Genomic DNA, 15,591 nt, shown 5'->3' with positions numbered 1-15,591 from the left:
AAGTCGCGCGACGGACGGCTCAGGCCGGATCTGCGTCCAGCGGCAGCACACTGCTGACCCGCTCGCGCAATTCCTTGCCTGGCTTGAAATGAGGGACATGCTTGCCCGGCAGGGCAACCGATTCGCCGGTCTTCGGGTTGCGCCCCAGGCGCGGCGGACGGTAGTGCAGCGAAAAGCTGCCGAAGCCGCGGATCTCGATGCGATCGCCGGCCGACAGTGAGCCCCCCATCATTTCCAGCAATGACTTGACCGCCAGATCGACATCATCGGCCTTCAGGTGCGCCTGCCGGCGCGCAAGGATTTCGATCAGTTCGGATTTGGTCATTACCGGCTCACATCAGGGGCATCTCAGCCTGAAACGGCCCGGGCAGTGCCCGGGCCGTCCAGGAAACAACGAACAGCGTAAGGCCGATATTACTCGGACTTGTTGCCGTTCAGCTGTGCACGCAGCAGCGCGCCCAGCTGGGTGGTGCCGCTGGAAGCCGAAGAGGACTGGTATTCCTCCAGCACTTCGCGCATTTCCGCGTCGTCCTTGGCCTTGATCGACAGCTGCAGGGTACGACCCTTGCGATCCATGCCCACGAACTTGGCTTCAACCTTGTCGCCGACCTTCAGGTGCTGGGTCGCGTCGTCGACACGCTCGTTGGCGATGTCGCGAGCTGCAACATAGCCTTCGATGCCGTCGGACAGCTCGATGATCGCGCCCTTGGCGTCGACTTCCTTCACCACGCCTTCGACCTTGGAGCCCTTCGGATTGGTCGCCATGTACTGGCCGAACGGATCCTGCTCCAGCTGCTTGACGCCCAGCGAAATGCGCTCGCGCTCCGGATCGACGGCCAGGACGACTGCATCCAGGTTGTCGCCCTTCTTGAAGTTGCGAACGATGTCTTCGCCAGTGGTCGCCCAGCTGATGTCGGACAGGTGAACCAGGCCGTCGATGCCGCCGTCCAGGCCGATGAAGATGCCGAAGTCGGTGATCGACTTGATCTGGCCCGACACCTTGTCACCCTTCTTGTGGGTGGCAGCGAAGGTTTCCCACGGATTGGCGGCAACCTGCTTCATGCCCAGCGAGATGCGGCGACGCTCCTCGTCGACGTCCAGGACCATGACTTCAACTTCGTCACCGACCTGCACAACCTTGGACGGGTTGACGTTCTTGTTGGTCCAATCCATCTCGGAAACGTGCACCAGACCTTCGACGCCCGGCTCGATTTCGACGAATGCGCCGTAATCGGTGACGTTGGAGACCTTGCCGAACACGCGGCTGTTGGCCGGGTAACGACGGGCGATGTTATCCCACGGATCTTCGCCCAGCTGCTTCAGGCCCAGCGAAACGCGGTTGCGCTCGCGGTCGAACTTCAGCACGCGCACGTCCAGCTCGTCGCCGACGTTCACGACTTCGGACGGATGGCGCACGCGCTTCCATGCCATGTCGGTGATGTGCAGCAGGCCGTCGATACCGCCCAGGTCCACGAATGCGCCGTAATCGGTCAGGTTCTTGACGACACCCTTCAGGATCGCGCCTTCCTGCAGCTTGTCCATCAGCTGCTCGCGCTCTTCCGAGTGCTCGCTTTCGACGACAGCGCGGCGCGAGACCACGACGTTGTTGCGCTTGCGGTCAAGCTTGATGAGCTTGAATTCCAGCTCCTTGCCTTCCAGGTAGGCCGGATCGCGCACGGGGCGCACATCGACCAGGGAACCCGGCAGGAAGGCGCGGACATCCTTGATGTCCACGGTGAAACCACCCTTGACCTTGCCGCTGATGCGACCGGTGATGGTTTCGTTCTTTTCCAACGCTTCTTCCAGCTCGTCCCACACCATCGCGCGCTTGGCCTTCTCGCGCGACAGGACGGTTTCACCGAAGCCGTTCTCGATCGAGTCGAGGGCGACCTTGACGATGTCGCCTTCGGCAACATCGATTTCGCCAGCGTCGTTACGGAACTGTTCGATCGGCACGATGCCTTCCGACTTCAGCCCGGCGTTGATCACCACGACGTCGCCGCGGACTTCAACAACGGTACCGCTGACGATGGCGCCCGGCTTCAGCTTGGCCAGGTTGGCCTGGCTGGCTTCAAACAGTTCGGCAAATGATTCGGTCATTAGATTTACTCTGTTGGACACATGGGTCGGCTGGCTTCCCTTCAGGGAATGGCTGCCGCCCGCCTGTTGGTCGACCCCGGAAATGCAGGTCGTGTGTGGAAGTAGGAAAACCGCCACGCATCATTGCGCGACGGAGCTTTTACAGCACTGCAGATGCGCGACCTCCACCGATGCTGCTGGCAGAGCTCCCGCGCGAACGGATCAGGCAGCCGGAACCGGAAGCAGATCCATCACTCTGGCAACGACATCTTCGATGCCGATGCCTGTGGTGTCGATGAGGACAGCATCGTCTGCCGGCTTCAGGGGCGCCACGGTACGCTGAGCATCACGGGCGTCGCGGGCCATGATCTCGCGCAGGAGGTCTTCAAAGTTAACAGAAACCCCCTTGTCTTTCAACTGCTTATGCCGGCGCTCGGCGCGCTCCTCGGCACTGGCGGTCAGGAAGACCTTGTAGGGGGCGTCCGGGAAGATGACGGTGCCCATGTCGCGGCCGTCGGCGACCAGCCCCGGCTCCATCCTGAATGCGCGCTGGCGCTCCTTCAGGGCGGCCCGGACTTCGGGGATGGCGGCAATCGCCGACGCCAGCGCCCCGGTGGTCTCCAGCCGCAGCTCGTCGGTGGCGTCGGTGCCATTGACCAGGACCCGCATGCCATCGCCCTGCTCGACGAACTGGACATGGGTGTCAAAGGTGCAGCGCACCAGCGCGGAGGCATCGGAGGTGTCGATGTCGGCCCAGCTGGCCGCCACGCCGACGGCACGGTACAGAGCGCCCGAATCCAGGTAGTGCCAGCCCAACCGGCGCGCCACGATGCGGCTGATGGTACCCTTGCCGGCCCCTGACGGGCCGTCGATGGTCAGGACGGGAACGAGTGGATTCATGGGGGTCCTTGCGCGTGTGAAGGGGGCATTCTAGCCCCTGCCAGACACCCCGCAACGGGCCTATTGTGCAACCACTTGAAACCATGGGGAAAAGCCCGGTAGAATGGCGGGCTTGAACGAGCGTCCACTGCCGATTGTCTTTCGCATATCGCGGCCACGCTCCACCCGAACAACTACTGTTTACGCCGAGGTATGCCATGAAAGTTCTGTCCTCCCTGAAGTCGGCGAAGGCCCGTCACCGTGACTGCAAGGTCGTGCGTCGTCGTGGCAAGATCTTCGTCATCTGCAAGTCGAACCCGCGTTTCAAGGCGCGTCAGCGCTAAGCCCAACGGTCCTTGTGACCGCGGCTGGCCCCACGCGGGGCCGACCCGATGCAAAAAGCCGCCTTCGGGCGGTTTTTTGTTTATGCGGTTTTTTCCTGCCGTTTTTGCTGTAATCGCTGTTCTTGACCACTGGGGAGTAGATCGAGATGACGCGTTACCTGTGCACCCTGGCCGTACTGGCCACCCTGGCTGCCGCCACTCCGGCGATGGCCGATACCCTGCTTGTCGACCGCGCCCGCGAGAAGCCGGCCGGCGCCCTGCCCGCCCGCGGCCAGAGCATGCAGCAGGTGCAGTCCCAGTTCGGCGCGCCGGCAGAGCAGCTGCAGCCGCGCGGCGGACAGAAACGGCAATGGCCGACCATCCACCGCTGGGTGTACCCGCAGTTCACCGTCTACTTCGAGAAGCAGAAGGTGATCGACGTGGTGGCAAACCAGGCGGATCCGAACGAAATCGGCCCCAAGCCGCCGATCCGTTGACCCCCATGCCCGCCACCGGCGGGCGCGTGTAGCGAGACCATGAACCAGACCCTTCGTTTTCCTGCCGAATGGGAAGCCCAGAGCGGCGTCCTGATTGCCTGGCCCACCGCCGACACCGACTGGGCCGACCGCCTGGGCCAGGTGGAAGAGACCTACATCGCCCTCGTTGCGGCGATCACCCGCTTCCAGCCGGTGCTGATCTGCGTGGCCGACGATGACGTGGAGACCTATGCCGAGATGCGGCTGCGCTCCAACCGCATCGACATGGACAAGGTCCACTTCACCACCGCCGCGTACGACGATACCTGGCTGCGTGATTCGGGCCCGATCACCCTGCGCCGCGCCGACGGCAGCTTCCAGCTGCTGGACTTCCGCTTCACCGGCTGGGGCGGCAAGTTCGATGCCACCCTCGATGACCAGCTGGTTGGCGTGCTCGACCAGGCCGGCGTGTTCAACGATGCGGCGGTGCGCAGCATTCCGTTCGCACTGGAAGGCGGCGGCATCGAGACCGATGGTGAAGGCACCCTGCTGACCACCTGGAAGTGCCTGCACGAGCGCCATCCCGACCGTGACCGCGACAGCCTGAGCGCCGACCTGGCGAACTGGCTGGAGCAGGAACGCGTGCTGTGGCTGGATCATGGCTACCTGGAAGGCGACGACACCGACGCCCATATCGACACCCTCGCCCGCTTCGCCTCGGCCGACAGCATCGTCTACCAGGCCTGCGACGACGCCAGCGATTCGCACTACGCCGAGCTGCAGGCGATGGGCGCCGAGCTGGCCGCGTTGCGCACGGCTGACGGAAAGCCGTACCGCCTGTTCCCGTTGCCGTGGGCAAAGCCGGTGATCGATGAAGGCCGCCGCCTGGCTGCTTCGTATGCCAATTACCTGATCGTCAACGGCGCGGTGCTGATGCCGGCCTATGGCGACCCGGGCCTGATGGATTGACGGAGTTGCCGGCCAGCGGCCGGCACCACCCTTCAACCATTCAGCAGCCAACACGCTGTCATGGCGCATCCGCGTTAACATGCGGGTTTTCCCCCGCAGGATCGCCCCGCATGAACTCGCGCAGCCCCCTTACCGTCGCCCTGATCCAGGAGCGCAACCACGGTGATGCCGCCGCCAACCTGGCGGTGATCGAAGCGCGTGTTGCCGACGCCGCGGCACAGGGCGCGAAGCTGGTGCTGCTGCAGGAACTGCACAACGGTCCCTACTTCTGCCAGCACGAATCGGTCGATGAATTCGACCTGGCCGAGCCGATTCCGGGACCGAGCACCGAGCGCCTGGGCGCGCTGGCGAAGAAGCATGGCGTGGTGCTGGTCGGCTCGCTGTTCGAGCGCCGCGCTGCCGGTCTGTACCACAACACTGCCGTGGTCTTCGAGAAGGACGGCACCTTGCTGGGCAAGTACCGCAAGATGCACATTCCGGATGACCCGGGCTTCTACGAAAAGTTCTATTTCACCCCGGGCGACATCGGGTTCAAGCCGATCGACACCTCCGTGGGCCGCCTCGGCGTGCTGGTGTGCTGGGACCAGTGGTACCCGGAAGCGGCGCGCTTGATGGCGCTGGCCGGTGCTGAGCTGCTGCTGTACCCCACCGCGATCGGCTGGGACCCGGATGATGTGCAGGACGAGAAGACCCGCCAGCGCGATGCCTGGGTACTGAGCCACCGTGGCCATGCCGTAGCCAATGGCGTGCCAGTGCTCAGCTGCAACCGCGTCGGCCACGAGGCTTCGCCGCTGGGCGCCTCGGGCATCCAGTTCTGGGGCAACAGCCACGTGCTGGGCCCGCAGGGCGAGTTCCTGGCCGAAGCCGGCACCGACGCGACCATCCTGATGTGCGAGGTCGACCTGCAGCGCAGCGAACACGTGCGCCGCATCTGGCCGTTCCTGCGTGACCGTCGCATCGACGCCTACGGCGACCTGCTCAAGCGCTACATCGACTGACCCGGAGCCCGCGCATGGCCGTACTCATCCGTGATGCCGGCCCTGCCGACATCGCTGCGATCACCGCGATCTACGCGGTGGAAGTGACCGACTTCGTCAATACCTACGAGTACGAGATCCCCGACCAGGCCGAGATGCTGCGCCGCATGCGCGACATCATCGACCGCGGCTTCCCCTACCTGGTGGCCGAGGTCGACGGCCAGGTTGCCGGCTATGCGTATGCCAACACCTACCGCACGCGCATCGCCTACCAGTGGACCGTTGAGAACTCGGTCTACGTCGATGCCCGTTTCCAGGGCCGTGGCGTCGGCACCAGCCTGCTGCAGGCACTGATCGATGCCTGCACCGCGCGCGGCCATCGACAGATGGTGGCGGTGATCGGCGAGCCGACCAACACGGCCTCCATCAAGCTGCACGAACGCTTCGGTTTCCAGCTGGTGGGCGTGTTCCGTGGCCTCGGCCGCAAGCACGGCCGCTGGCTGGACACCGTACAGATGCAGCGCGCGCTCGGCGATGGCGCCGATTCCGCTCCTTCCAATGAATGATTCCATGACCGAAACCCTTCCCGAAACCGGCGACGATCTGTTCGCCGGCCAGCCCGTGCGCGTCGTCGAGCGCGATGGCGTGCGCTACACCCTGCTGGGCACTGCCCACGTCTCCCATGCCAGCGTCGAGGCGGTGGAGAAAGCCATCGATAGCGGACGATTCGATGCGGTGGCCGTCGAGCTGGACCCGCAGCGCTTGCAGGCGCTGAGCGACCCGGACACGCTGGCCAAACTGGACCTGGTGGAAGTGATCCGCAAGGGCCGCGTCGCGTTGTTCGCGGCCAACCTCGCGTTGTCGGCCTACCAGCGCCGACTGGCCGAACAGCTCGGCATCGAGCCAGGCGCGGAACTGAAGCGTGCGGTGGACCTGGCGCGCGAGCGCAACCTGCCGGTGCACCTGATCGACCGCGAAGTCGGCCTGACATTCCGCCGTGCTTCGCAGCGACTGGGCTTCTTCGGCAAGCTGAAGCTGGTCGCCGGGCTTGGCGCCGGCCTGTTCTCGTCCGAGGATGTCGGCGAAGACGAGATCGAGAAGCTGAAGCAGGGCGACATGCTGGAATCGAGCTTCGGCGAGTTCGCCAGCGAGAACCCGGCGTTGTACGAAACGATCATCGGCGAGCGCGACCGCTACATGGCCACGCGCCTGCGTGAAGCGCATGATCCGCAGCAGCGCGAAGTGCTGGCGGTGGTCGGCGCCGGCCATCTGGCCGGCCTGGCGCGTTACCTGGAAACCGATACCGAGGCGCCTGCGCCGTTGCGCGAGCAACTGGAAGTGGTGCCGAAGAAGCGCAACATCCCGTGGTTCACCCTGGCGATCCTCGCCATCGTGGCCACCGGCATCGGTGTTGGCTTCTATCGTGGTGGACTGGGCGTGGGCACCGAGCTGCTGGCGACCTGGGCGATGTATACCGGCGGCCTGGCTGGCCTGGGCTGCCTGGTGGCCGGCAGCCACCCGCTGAGCATCCTCACCGCGATTGTGGTGGCGCCGTTCAAGCCGTTCCGCCTGAGCATCCCCACCGGCGCATTCGCGGCATTGGTGGAAGCGCGCCTGCGCAAGCCGACCTACGAGGATTTCCTCAAGCTGCGTGACGATGCACAGTCGTTGAAGGGTTGGTACCGCAATCGCGTGACCCGCGTGGTGCTGACCTTCATGCTGACCAACCTGGGCAGCATGCTGGGCCTGTGGCTGACTGCAGGCAAGGTGTGGAGCAAGGTGGCGAGCTGATCGGGCTGCCCCGCCGGGCATGGCCCGGCGCTACCGGTAGGTGCCAACCTTGGTTGGCACGTCATTTACACCCACGGCATTGGTAGGCCGGGCCATGCCCGGCGAAAAAAAAAGGGGAGACCGCCCCACTACGACCGGTCTCCCCCCACCACAACACGTTTCCGCCCCTACGGTCGAGCAAGCTCGACCACTACACCGGGGTTCCCGCCACGACCTCGCGGCCGCGAGCGCGCTGGATCAGCCGCACCACCGCATTGCGTAGGTCATCAAGCACCGCGTAGATCGTCGGCAGGAACAGCAGGCTGACCACGGTAGAGAACGCCAGGCCACCGGCAATCGCACGCGCCATCGGCGAGTACTCCGGCCCGTTGCCGAACATCTGCGTATCGGTCAGCGAGATCGGCACCATCGCCAGGATCGCCGTGCCCATGGTCATCATGATCGGGCGCAGACGCTCGCGTGAGCCCTCCACCAGCGCCTGGGTACGCCCCATCCCGCCCCGACGCAGATTGTTGATGTGCTCGATCATCACGATGCCGTTGTTCACCACCACGCCCATCAGCACCAGGATGCCGATGAAGGACATGATCCCGAACGAGGTGCCGGTGATCCAGAACAGCCAGAACACGCCGAAGATCGAGAACAGCACGCCGCTCATGATCGCCGCCGGGAACAGCAGCGATTCGAACACCGCGGCCATCACCACGTAGATCATCACCAGCGCGATCAGCAGGTTGAACACCATCTGCTGCATCGCCTCGTTGTCATCGCCGTAGTCACCACCGTCGAAGGTGAAGCCGTAGCCGGCCGGGAAGTTCATCGGCTTGAGCACTGCTTCCATGGCCTTGCGGCCGTCCGGCGCGGTGATCTTCTCGGCCAGGTTGGCCTTGATGGTCAACGTGGTCTGGCGGTTGGTGCGGCCGATCTGGGTCGCCGATGAACCAACGTCGACACTGACCAGGCTCAGCAGCGGCACGCTGCGGCCATCGCCGGTGCGTACGCTGAAACCCGCCAGGTCTTCGGGGCTGCTCTGTTCGGCACCGGCAAAGCGCACCCACACCGGCACTTCGTTGTCACCACGACGGAACTCGCGCATCGGCGCGCCACGCAGCGCCAGGCCGACGAAGCTGGCCACCTGCTCGGCATTGAATCCGAACGCCGCTGCACGCTCGCGGTCGACGTGCACTTTCAGCTCGCCACCCTTCTCGCCATTGTCGATGCGCACATCGCGCAGCTCAGTGCGTTGGGCCAGCAGCGGCAGGACTTCCTGGCCGATCTCCTGCAGCATCGCGCTGGAGTCGCCGACCAGCTGCACCTGCACGCCCTGGTTGCCGCCACCACCACCATCACCGCCCTGGTTGCCGACGAAGTAGTCGGTGCGCGCGGACTTCGGCAGGCCCTTGCGCAGCTCCTCCTGCAGCGCCTTGATGTCCTTGGCGTACTTCTCGTCCAGGGTGACCACGGTCGAACTGCCTTCCTGCTCGCTGTACCAGGAGTAGACCTGCTGCACGTGCAGACGCTCGCGGTTCTCCTCGACCCAGGCTTCGACGCGGGCCACTTCCTCGGACATCTGCCGGTAGGTGTAGGCGCCCTTCCACATGTAGCCGATGAAGATGTCCTTGCCACCATCACCACCGAACATGTCGATCTTGGTCAGCTTCATCGGTACCAGGCTGACCAGCACCACCAGCAGGATGCCCAGCAGGCTCCAGCCACGATGGCGCAGTGACCAGTCCAACAGCTGCGCGTATCGACGCTGCAGGCGCGCGATCACGCCGGTCTGCGAGTGCACCAGCTTCGGTGTGGCCATGCGTGCGGACAGCATCGGGATCAGGCTGACCGCCACCAGCCACGAGGCCAGCAGCGAGACCGAGATGGTGATCGCGATCTGCGCCATGAAGATGCTGATGTTGTTGGTTTCGCCGAACAGGTTGGGCACGAACACGATGCAGTGGCACAAGGTGCCGGCGCTGAGCGCGATGGCAACGTTGCGGGTGCCGATGATCGAGGCCAGGCGTGGCTGGTCCGGCAGTCGCTCGCGTTCCTGGTAGATGCTCTCGACCACCACCACGGCGTTGTCGACCAGCATGCCCACGGCCAGCAGCAGGCCCATCATGGTCAGGATGTTGAGCGTGACGCCGGCGAAGTACATGAAGCCGAGGGTGATGGTGAAACAGATCGGAATGGCCAAGGTCACCATCAGCGTGGACGGCCAGTGGCGCAGGAAGAAGAACAGCACCGTCACCGACAGGATCAGGCCGACGCCGCCGGCCTCGGCCAGCTCCAGCAGGGACGAGGTCACTGCCTTGCCCTGGTTGTCGATCACCTTGATCTGCACGTCGCGCATCGAGTCCTGCGCGCGGATTGCTTCAACCTCGGCAAGCGCGCCGCGCGAGACGTCCACCAGGTTGGCGCTGCGCTCCTTGTAGATGTCCAGGCCGACGGCAGGATTGCCATCGAGGCGCCGGCCGTAGCTCATCCGCGCCGGCTTCAGCCGCACATCGGCAATGTCACCCAGGCGCAGCCCCTTGGCATTGATGACCAGGTCACGCATTTCCTGCAGGTCGGTGATCTCGCCCACCGGCTGCACGCGCACCCGCTGGCCGTTGTCATCGATCTGCCCGGCCGAGATCGAGAAATTCAGCGTCCGCAGGCGATCGCTCAGCTCATTGATGCTCAGGCCGTGGGCGTTCAGGCGGTTCGGATCGATCGCGATCTCCACCTCGTTCGGCGGCGCGCCGGTGATCTCGACCCGGGCCACGCCCGGAATCCGCTCGATACGCCGCTTGAATTCGCGGTCGAGCATGTCATAGGCAGTGGTCAGGTCGGTGGTACTGGCCAGACGCACTTTCAGCACCGGCTGGTCGCTGCTGGACCACTTGAACACGTTGTAGCGCTGCACATCGTCAGGCAGGTCGCTGCGGATCGCGTCGATGCGCTCGCGCGCATCTGAAGCGGCGATGGCGATATCACGATCCCAGTCACTGAACTCGATGAAGATCGACGCAGCTTCGGAGGTCGCCGACGACCGCATGCGCTTGATGCCGGTCATCGTCGCCAGCGACTCCTCCACCGGCCGGATGATGGTCCGCTCGACTTCTTCCGGGGTGGAGCCGGTGTAGGGAATCTGCACGAACAGGAACGGTGCGGAGATGTCCGGCAGCGCTTCCAGTGGCAGCCGGAACGAGGCGATCAGGCCGACCACCACCAGCGACACGAAACACATGATGGTGGTGACCGGCCGACGGATGGAGAACTCGGCAATACTCATGCCGGCTCCTCCCCGCCCGCGCTGCTGCCCTGCGCGGCATGCAGACCTTCGCCGGCATGCTTGCGGCCACGTTCGCGATAGTAGGCATCGCCGCGGCGGTCCATCAGGTCGTACACCACCGGGATCACCAGCAGGGTCAGCAGGGTCGACATCAGCAGGCCACCGATCACGGTGATCGCCATCGGTGCGCGCACTTCGGCGCCCTCGCCCATCGCCACCGCCAGCGGCAGGAAGCCGAACAGCGTGCACAGGGTGGTCATGATGATCGGCCGCAGGCGCGAACGCGCACCTTCCACCAGTGCCTCGTGCTTGGCCACGCCGGCCTCGCGCAGCTGGTTGACCTTGTCGATCAGGATGATCGCGTTCTTGGTGACCAGGCCGACCAGCAGGATCAGGCCGATGAACACCACCACCGAGATCGGCTTGCCGGTCAGCATCAGCGCCAGGATCGCGCCGACCAGCGCCAGCGGGATGGTGAACAGGATCACGAACGGATGCAGCAGCGATTCGAACTGCGACGCCATCACCAGGTAGACCAGGAAGATCGCCAGGCCGAAGGCGAAGATCAGCGACTTCGCCGCCTGTGCCAGTTCCTCGCCCTGGCCGCCGATGTGCAGGCCCACGCCAGCGCCCAGCGGCTGTTCGGACACCATCTGCTGTACTTCGCGCATGGCCGCGCCCAGGTCGATGTCGCGCAGGTTGGCCGAGACCACGGCCACCCGGGTCTGGTCGGCACGATGGATTTCGCTGGGGCCAGTGGTGGCCACCACGTCGGCCACCGCATCCAGGGTGACCGGACGGGTGCTGCCCGGATTGACGATCAAGCGGCGGATGCTCTCCACGCTGGCACGATCGGTTTCCTGCGCGCGCACCAGCACGTCGATCTTGCGGTCGCGGAAGCTGTAGCGGGTGGCGACATCGCCGCGCACCTTCTTCACCACCACATCGGCGATCTGCCGCGTGGTCAGGCCCAGTGCACCGGCTCGCTCCTGGTCGAAGCGGATCTGGATTTCCGGGAAGCCCTCTTCCACGGTGGATTTGACGTCGGCGTAGTGCGCATTGCCGCGCAGCAGCGCCGCCAGGCGCTGGCCTGCCACTTCCAGGGTCGCCATGTCCTGCCCGCGCAGTTCGATTTCCAGCGGCGTGGAGAAGCTGAACAATGCCGGCCGCGCGAAGTCGACCTGCGCACCCGGATGCTGGCCCATGGTGTCGCGCAGGCGCTCGGTGATCTCCGCTTCGGTCTGCGGGTTGCCGCCGCCTTCCATCACGATGGTCAGCTTGCCGATGTTCTCGCCACTCTCGGTCGGGCTGGCATCCAGGCGGGTACCGCTGCCGCTGACACCGTACAGCGATGCCACGCCTTCGCCCTTGCCATGCGCCAACTGCAGCTCACGCACCAGCGCATCGGTCTGCTTCAGCGGCGTGCCGGCCGGCAGCTTGACCGTCATTTCGAAACGGTCCTGCGCCAGCTGCGGGATCAGGTCGGCGCCGAGCATCGGCACCAGCGCCATCGTGCCGACAAACGCTAGCGCAGCCAGGCCCAGCACCTTGCCAGGGTGGGCCAACGCACCCGGCAGCAGCCGCAGGTAGCCACGTTCGGCACCGGCGTACGGCTTCATGGCGATGTCGCTGGCCTTGCGCATCACCGGGCCGACCACTGCAGCCACGCCACGGCAGAGGCGCACCACCAGCCATGCCAGCGCGTAGAAACTCCAGCGCATCGTCGCCACCACACCACGACGGCCGAGTGCGACCGGCTTCTGCCAGCGGCTCTGCGGTTGCCACGGCTCGGCTGCAGCTTCTTCCGGGAAGGCCAGCGGCGGCCGGCCCTTCAGCGAGCTCAGCATCGGAATCAGGGTCATCGACACCAGCAGCGAAATCGCGATGGCGATGGCCACGGTCAACGCTTGGTCGCGGAACAGCTGGCCGGCGATGCCGTCGACGAACACCAGCGGCAGGAACACCGCGATGGTGGTCAGGGTCGAGGCGACCACGGCCATGCTCACTTCACGGGTACCGGCGATCGCCGCCTGCAGGATGCCCAGGCCGCGTTCGCGCGCCTTGGCGATGCTCTCCAGCACCACGATGGAGTCATCCACCACTAGGCCGGTGGCCAGTGCCAGGCCGCCCAGCGACATCACGTTCAAGCTCAGGCCAAGCTGGCCCATGAAGAAGAACGTGGCGATGATCGAGACCGGCAACGACAGGCTGATCACGAACGTGCTCCAGCCGTCGCGCAGGAACAGGAAGATGATCAGGATCGCCAGCAGGCCACCGATCACTGCGTCCTTCTTGACGTCGGCGATGGCGTGCTCGATGAAGCGCGACTGGTCTTCGATCGTGGTCAGTTCGGCATCGGCCGGGAACGTTGCCTTGATCTGTTCCAGACGCTTGCGCAGCGCTTCGGCGGTGGCCACGGTATTGGCGTCGCCTTCCTTGTAGATCGCCAGTTCGACCGATTCCTTGCCGCCCAGGCGGATGACCGCTTCGCGCTCCTTGTAGCCCTGGCGCACGGTGGCCACGTCCTTCAGGCGCACCGGCACGCCGTTGGCGACCACGCTGGAGGCGCCGCCAGAGGAAGCGCTCTGTGCAGCGGAGGCGGCGGCGACGGCTGCAGCCGAGCCCGTAGAGGCGGCGATGTTGAACATCTGCTGCAGCGCCGAGTCGGCCGCGCTGCCGTTGGCGGACTGGGTGGTGACCAGCAGGTTGCGGATTTCTTCCAGGTCGGCGAACTGGTTGACGGTACGCACCAGGAAGCGCTGCGAGCCCTCCTCCAGGCGGCCGCCGGAAATGTTGATGTTCTCTTCCTTCAACCGCTTGATGACGGTGTCGATCGGCAGGTTGAGCTGGGCCAGTTTCTGCTGGTCGATGTCGACCTGGATCTCGTCTTCCAGGCCACCGCCAACCTTCACCGCCGCCACGCCGGTAACCGGCTCCAGCTTCTTCTTCAGGTCTTCGTCGGCATAGCGACGCAGGCCGGTCAATTCACGGATCGCTTCTTCGTCGGTCGCAGGCGCGGCCTTGGTCGACAGCACCAGGCGCATGATCGGCTCGGTGGAGGGATTGAAACGCAGCAGCACCGGCGCCTTGGCTTCCAGGGGCAGGTTCAGCGCTTCCATCTTGTCGCGCACTTCCAGGCTGGCCTGGTCCATGTTGGTGCCCCAGGCGAACTCGAGCACCACATCACTCTGGCCGGTGCGCGAGACCGACTTCAGCTTGCGCAGGTTCTTGACCACGCCCACGGCTTCTTCGACCGGCTGGGTGATCAGGGTTTCCATTTCCGTCGGCGCCGCACCGGTGTACTCGGTGCGCACGGTCAGCGTCGGATAGCTCAGGTCGGGCAGCAGGTTGACCTTGAGGTTGCCCAGTGCGATCAGGCCGAACAGCAGCAGGGTGACCGTGCACATGGCGATGGTGACGCGGCGGCGAGTGGCGAACTCCACCAGGCCGCCACGCATGCCTGCGGCGGCGCCGTCGCTCCCTGGCGAGGCACCGTGGTCGTGGCCGGGCGCGGTCATTGCGTGCTCCCGGCCTTCTCTGCCGGCTTGGCCGAGGCGGTTACGGTCTTCGCCTTGGCCTTCGGATCGGCGATCACCTGCACCGCCGTGCCGTCGCGCAGGGCGACCTTGCCGGCGGTGACGATCTGGTCACCCGCCGCCAGTCCCTCACGGATTTCCACCCACGGCCCTTCGGCGTAGCCAAGCTTGACCGGCACCCGCGCGACCTTGCCCTCGCGCACGCGGAACACTGCCGGCTCACCATCGTCCAGCAGCGCCAGGCGCGGTACCACCAGTGCATCGGCACGCTGGTCGTAGTCGATGCGGATACGGCCGAACATGCCCGGCTGCAGCGACTGCGCGGCGCCATCGAAAGCACTGACCACACGGAACGTACCGCTGCCCGAATCCACCACCGGCGCGATACGGTCCACCACACCAGTGAAGGTCTGGCCCGGCAGCGCATCGGCCGACAGCGTGACCGGCTGGCCTGCACGCAAGGTCGCCAGCTCGCGCTCGGGCACGTTGAGGGTGGCTTCCAGCCGCGAGTTGTCGACGATGCGGAAGATCGGCGTGTTGATCTGCACGAAGTTGCCGGTCTTGATCGATCGCGAGGCGATCACGCCGGAAATCGGTGCGACCACGGTGGTGTAGGACAGTTCCAGCGTGGCCAGGCGGTACTGCGCGCGCACGTTTTCCAGGTCGTAGCGCAGCTGGTCGACATCGGCAGCACTGACCATCTGCTGGCCGACCAGCTTCTGTGCGCGCTGGTAGTTGTTTTCCAGCTTGCGCATCTGCGCCTCGCTCTGGGCAACGGCCAGGCGTGCGCGGTCCGGATCCAGCCGCACCAGAGGCTGCCCGGCGCTGACCCGCTGCCCTTCCTCGACCAGTACCGCCAAGGCAACGCCCGACGTCTTGGCGACCACCTGCGATTCGGCGCGCGGCTCCAGTGCTGCGGTTCCGGTGTAGCTGGCGGCCACCGCACGATGGCTGGCCACGGCCACTTCCACCGGCACCGCGTCGACCTTCTTCTCGTCCTTGGTCTCGGCCGCCTTGGCCTCGTTGTTGGGCCCAGCGGCGCAACCGCTCAGCAGCAGGGAGGTGGAGAGCAGCAGCGCGGCAGCGCAGAGTCCGCTGCGGGGGCCGGGCAGGAAGGTTTGGTGCGACATCGTCAGATCCCTGGAGGATGCGTGGGCAGGTGTGGTAGCAAAGTAATGCACCACTTCACGGCAACACCATATCCCAAAGGTCATGGTGTCTTCACGCCGCCGGTCGGGCCGACCCCATTTCAGCTAGATGAAACCTGAGGCTATACTCGGGTCGTTCCGT

General features: G+C 65.2%; 11 protein-coding genes and 1 pseudogene. 6 read left to right on the top strand and 6 right to left on the bottom strand.

The window, feature by feature from the left end; all coding sequences use genetic code 11:
• Nucleotides 1–19: 19 nt before the first annotated feature.
• The 3 genes from AB4Y98_RS19115 to cmk form a co-directional block, all read right to left on the bottom strand.
• Nucleotides 20–325, bottom strand: coding sequence for an integration host factor subunit beta (locus AB4Y98_RS19115; RefSeq protein WP_005409286.1), 306 nt, complete (start codon nucleotides 323–325; stop codon nucleotides 20–22).
• Between the two features lie 89 nt (nucleotides 326–414).
• Nucleotides 415–2,100, bottom strand: coding sequence for a 30S ribosomal protein S1 (gene rpsA / locus AB4Y98_RS19110; protein WP_025875032.1), 1,686 nt, complete (start codon nucleotides 2,098–2,100; stop codon nucleotides 415–417).
• Between the two features lie 201 nt (nucleotides 2,101–2,301).
• Nucleotides 2,302–2,979 (bottom strand): (d)CMP kinase, encoded by a 678-nt coding sequence (cmk, locus tag AB4Y98_RS19105; protein WP_025875034.1) that lies wholly within the window; start codon nucleotides 2,977–2,979, stop codon nucleotides 2,302–2,304.
• A gap of 197 nt (nucleotides 2,980–3,176) precedes the next feature.
• On the opposite strand from cmk, the gene ykgO reads away from it, so the two are divergent.
• The 6 genes and pseudogenes from ykgO (at nucleotide 3,177) to AB4Y98_RS19075 (ending at nucleotide 7,494) form a co-directional block, all read left to right on the top strand.
• Nucleotides 3,177–3,302, top strand: a complete 126-nt coding sequence (gene ykgO, locus AB4Y98_RS19100; RefSeq protein ID WP_005409283.1) for a type B 50S ribosomal protein L36 — start codon at nucleotides 3,177–3,179, stop codon at nucleotides 3,300–3,302.
• 146 nt (nucleotides 3,303–3,448) lie between these two features.
• The gene (locus tag AB4Y98_RS19095; RefSeq protein WP_442244935.1) at nucleotides 3,449–3,778 is read left to right on the top strand and encodes a hypothetical protein; all 330 of its coding nucleotides are present in this window, start codon (nucleotides 3,449–3,451) and stop codon (nucleotides 3,776–3,778) included.
• 39 nt (nucleotides 3,779–3,817) lie between these two features.
• Nucleotides 3,818–4,711 (top strand): annotated as a pseudogene (locus AB4Y98_RS19090) (agmatine deiminase family protein); the annotation flags it as partial.
• A gap of 125 nt (nucleotides 4,712–4,836) precedes the next feature.
• Nucleotides 4,837–5,724, top strand: a complete 888-nt coding sequence (locus AB4Y98_RS19085; protein WP_025875046.1) for a carbon-nitrogen hydrolase — start codon at nucleotides 4,837–4,839, stop codon at nucleotides 5,722–5,724.
• Between the two features lie 14 nt (nucleotides 5,725–5,738).
• The gene (locus tag AB4Y98_RS19080; protein WP_025875048.1) at nucleotides 5,739–6,269 is read left to right on the top strand and encodes a GNAT family N-acetyltransferase; all 531 of its coding nucleotides are present in this window, start codon (nucleotides 5,739–5,741) and stop codon (nucleotides 6,267–6,269) included.
• Between the two features lie 4 nt (nucleotides 6,270–6,273).
• The gene (locus tag AB4Y98_RS19075) at nucleotides 6,274–7,494 is read left to right on the top strand and encodes a TraB/GumN family protein (RefSeq protein WP_442244934.1); all 1,221 of its coding nucleotides are present in this window, start codon (nucleotides 6,274–6,276) and stop codon (nucleotides 7,492–7,494) included.
• A 190-nt stretch (nucleotides 7,495–7,684) separates the two neighbouring features.
• Here AB4Y98_RS19075 and AB4Y98_RS19070 read toward each other — a convergent pair whose 3' ends face one another.
• Genes AB4Y98_RS19070 through AB4Y98_RS19060 form a run of 3 tightly spaced genes read right to left on the bottom strand, consistent with a single transcriptional unit; the run spans nucleotide 7,685 to nucleotide 15,431 of the window.
• The gene (locus AB4Y98_RS19070; RefSeq protein WP_442244933.1) at nucleotides 7,685–10,765 is read right to left on the bottom strand and encodes an efflux RND transporter permease subunit; all 3,081 of its coding nucleotides are present in this window, start codon (nucleotides 10,763–10,765) and stop codon (nucleotides 7,685–7,687) included.
• Nucleotides 10,762–14,283: an efflux RND transporter permease subunit gene (locus AB4Y98_RS19065; protein WP_442244932.1), complete on the bottom strand. Its 3,522-nt coding sequence runs from the start codon at nucleotides 14,281–14,283 to the stop codon at nucleotides 10,762–10,764. The genes AB4Y98_RS19070 and AB4Y98_RS19065 overlap by 4 nt, the downstream gene beginning before the upstream one ends.
• Nucleotides 14,280–15,431, bottom strand: a complete 1,152-nt coding sequence (locus AB4Y98_RS19060) for an efflux RND transporter periplasmic adaptor subunit (protein WP_025875055.1) — start codon at nucleotides 15,429–15,431, stop codon at nucleotides 14,280–14,282. The genes AB4Y98_RS19065 and AB4Y98_RS19060 overlap by 4 nt, the downstream gene beginning before the upstream one ends.
• Between the last annotated feature and the right edge of the window lie 160 nt (nucleotides 15,432–15,591).

Origin of the sequence: Stenotrophomonas sp. 2YAF26 (assembly GCF_052114625.1) — a bacterium.
GTDB lineage: Bacteria > Pseudomonadota > Gammaproteobacteria > Xanthomonadales > Xanthomonadaceae > Stenotrophomonas > Stenotrophomonas indicatrix.
This window is presented reverse-complemented; position numbering and strand designations above follow the sequence as displayed.

Coding starts and splice junctions, on each gene's coding strand:
- ykgO (WP_005409283.1), top strand. CDS start 3,177: ATGAAAGTTCTGTCCTCCCTGAAGTCGGCGAAGGCCCGTCACCGTGAC.
- AB4Y98_RS19080 (WP_025875048.1), top strand. CDS start 5,739: ATGGCCGTACTCATCCGTGATGCCGGCCCTGCCGACATCGCTGCGATC.
- AB4Y98_RS19075 (WP_442244934.1), top strand. CDS start 6,274: ATGACCGAAACCCTTCCCGAAACCGGCGACGATCTGTTCGCCGGCCAG.
- AB4Y98_RS19070 (WP_442244933.1), bottom strand. CDS start 10,765: ATGAGTATTGCCGAGTTCTCCATCCGTCGGCCGGTCACCACCATCATG.
- AB4Y98_RS19115 (WP_005409286.1), bottom strand. CDS start 325: ATGACCAAATCCGAACTGATCGAAATCCTTGCGCGCCGGCAGGCGCAC.
- AB4Y98_RS19095 (WP_442244935.1), top strand. CDS start 3,449: ATGACGCGTTACCTGTGCACCCTGGCCGTACTGGCCACCCTGGCTGCC.
- cmk (WP_025875034.1), bottom strand. CDS start 2,979: ATGAATCCACTCGTTCCCGTCCTGACCATCGACGGCCCGTCAGGGGCC.
- rpsA (WP_025875032.1), bottom strand. CDS start 2,100: ATGACCGAATCATTTGCCGAACTGTTTGAAGCCAGCCAGGCCAACCTG.
- AB4Y98_RS19065 (WP_442244932.1), bottom strand. CDS start 14,283: ATGACCGCGCCCGGCCACGACCACGGTGCCTCGCCAGGGAGCGACGGC.
- AB4Y98_RS19085 (WP_025875046.1), top strand. CDS start 4,837: ATGAACTCGCGCAGCCCCCTTACCGTCGCCCTGATCCAGGAGCGCAAC.
- AB4Y98_RS19060 (WP_025875055.1), bottom strand. CDS start 15,431: ATGTCGCACCAAACCTTCCTGCCCGGCCCCCGCAGCGGACTCTGCGCT.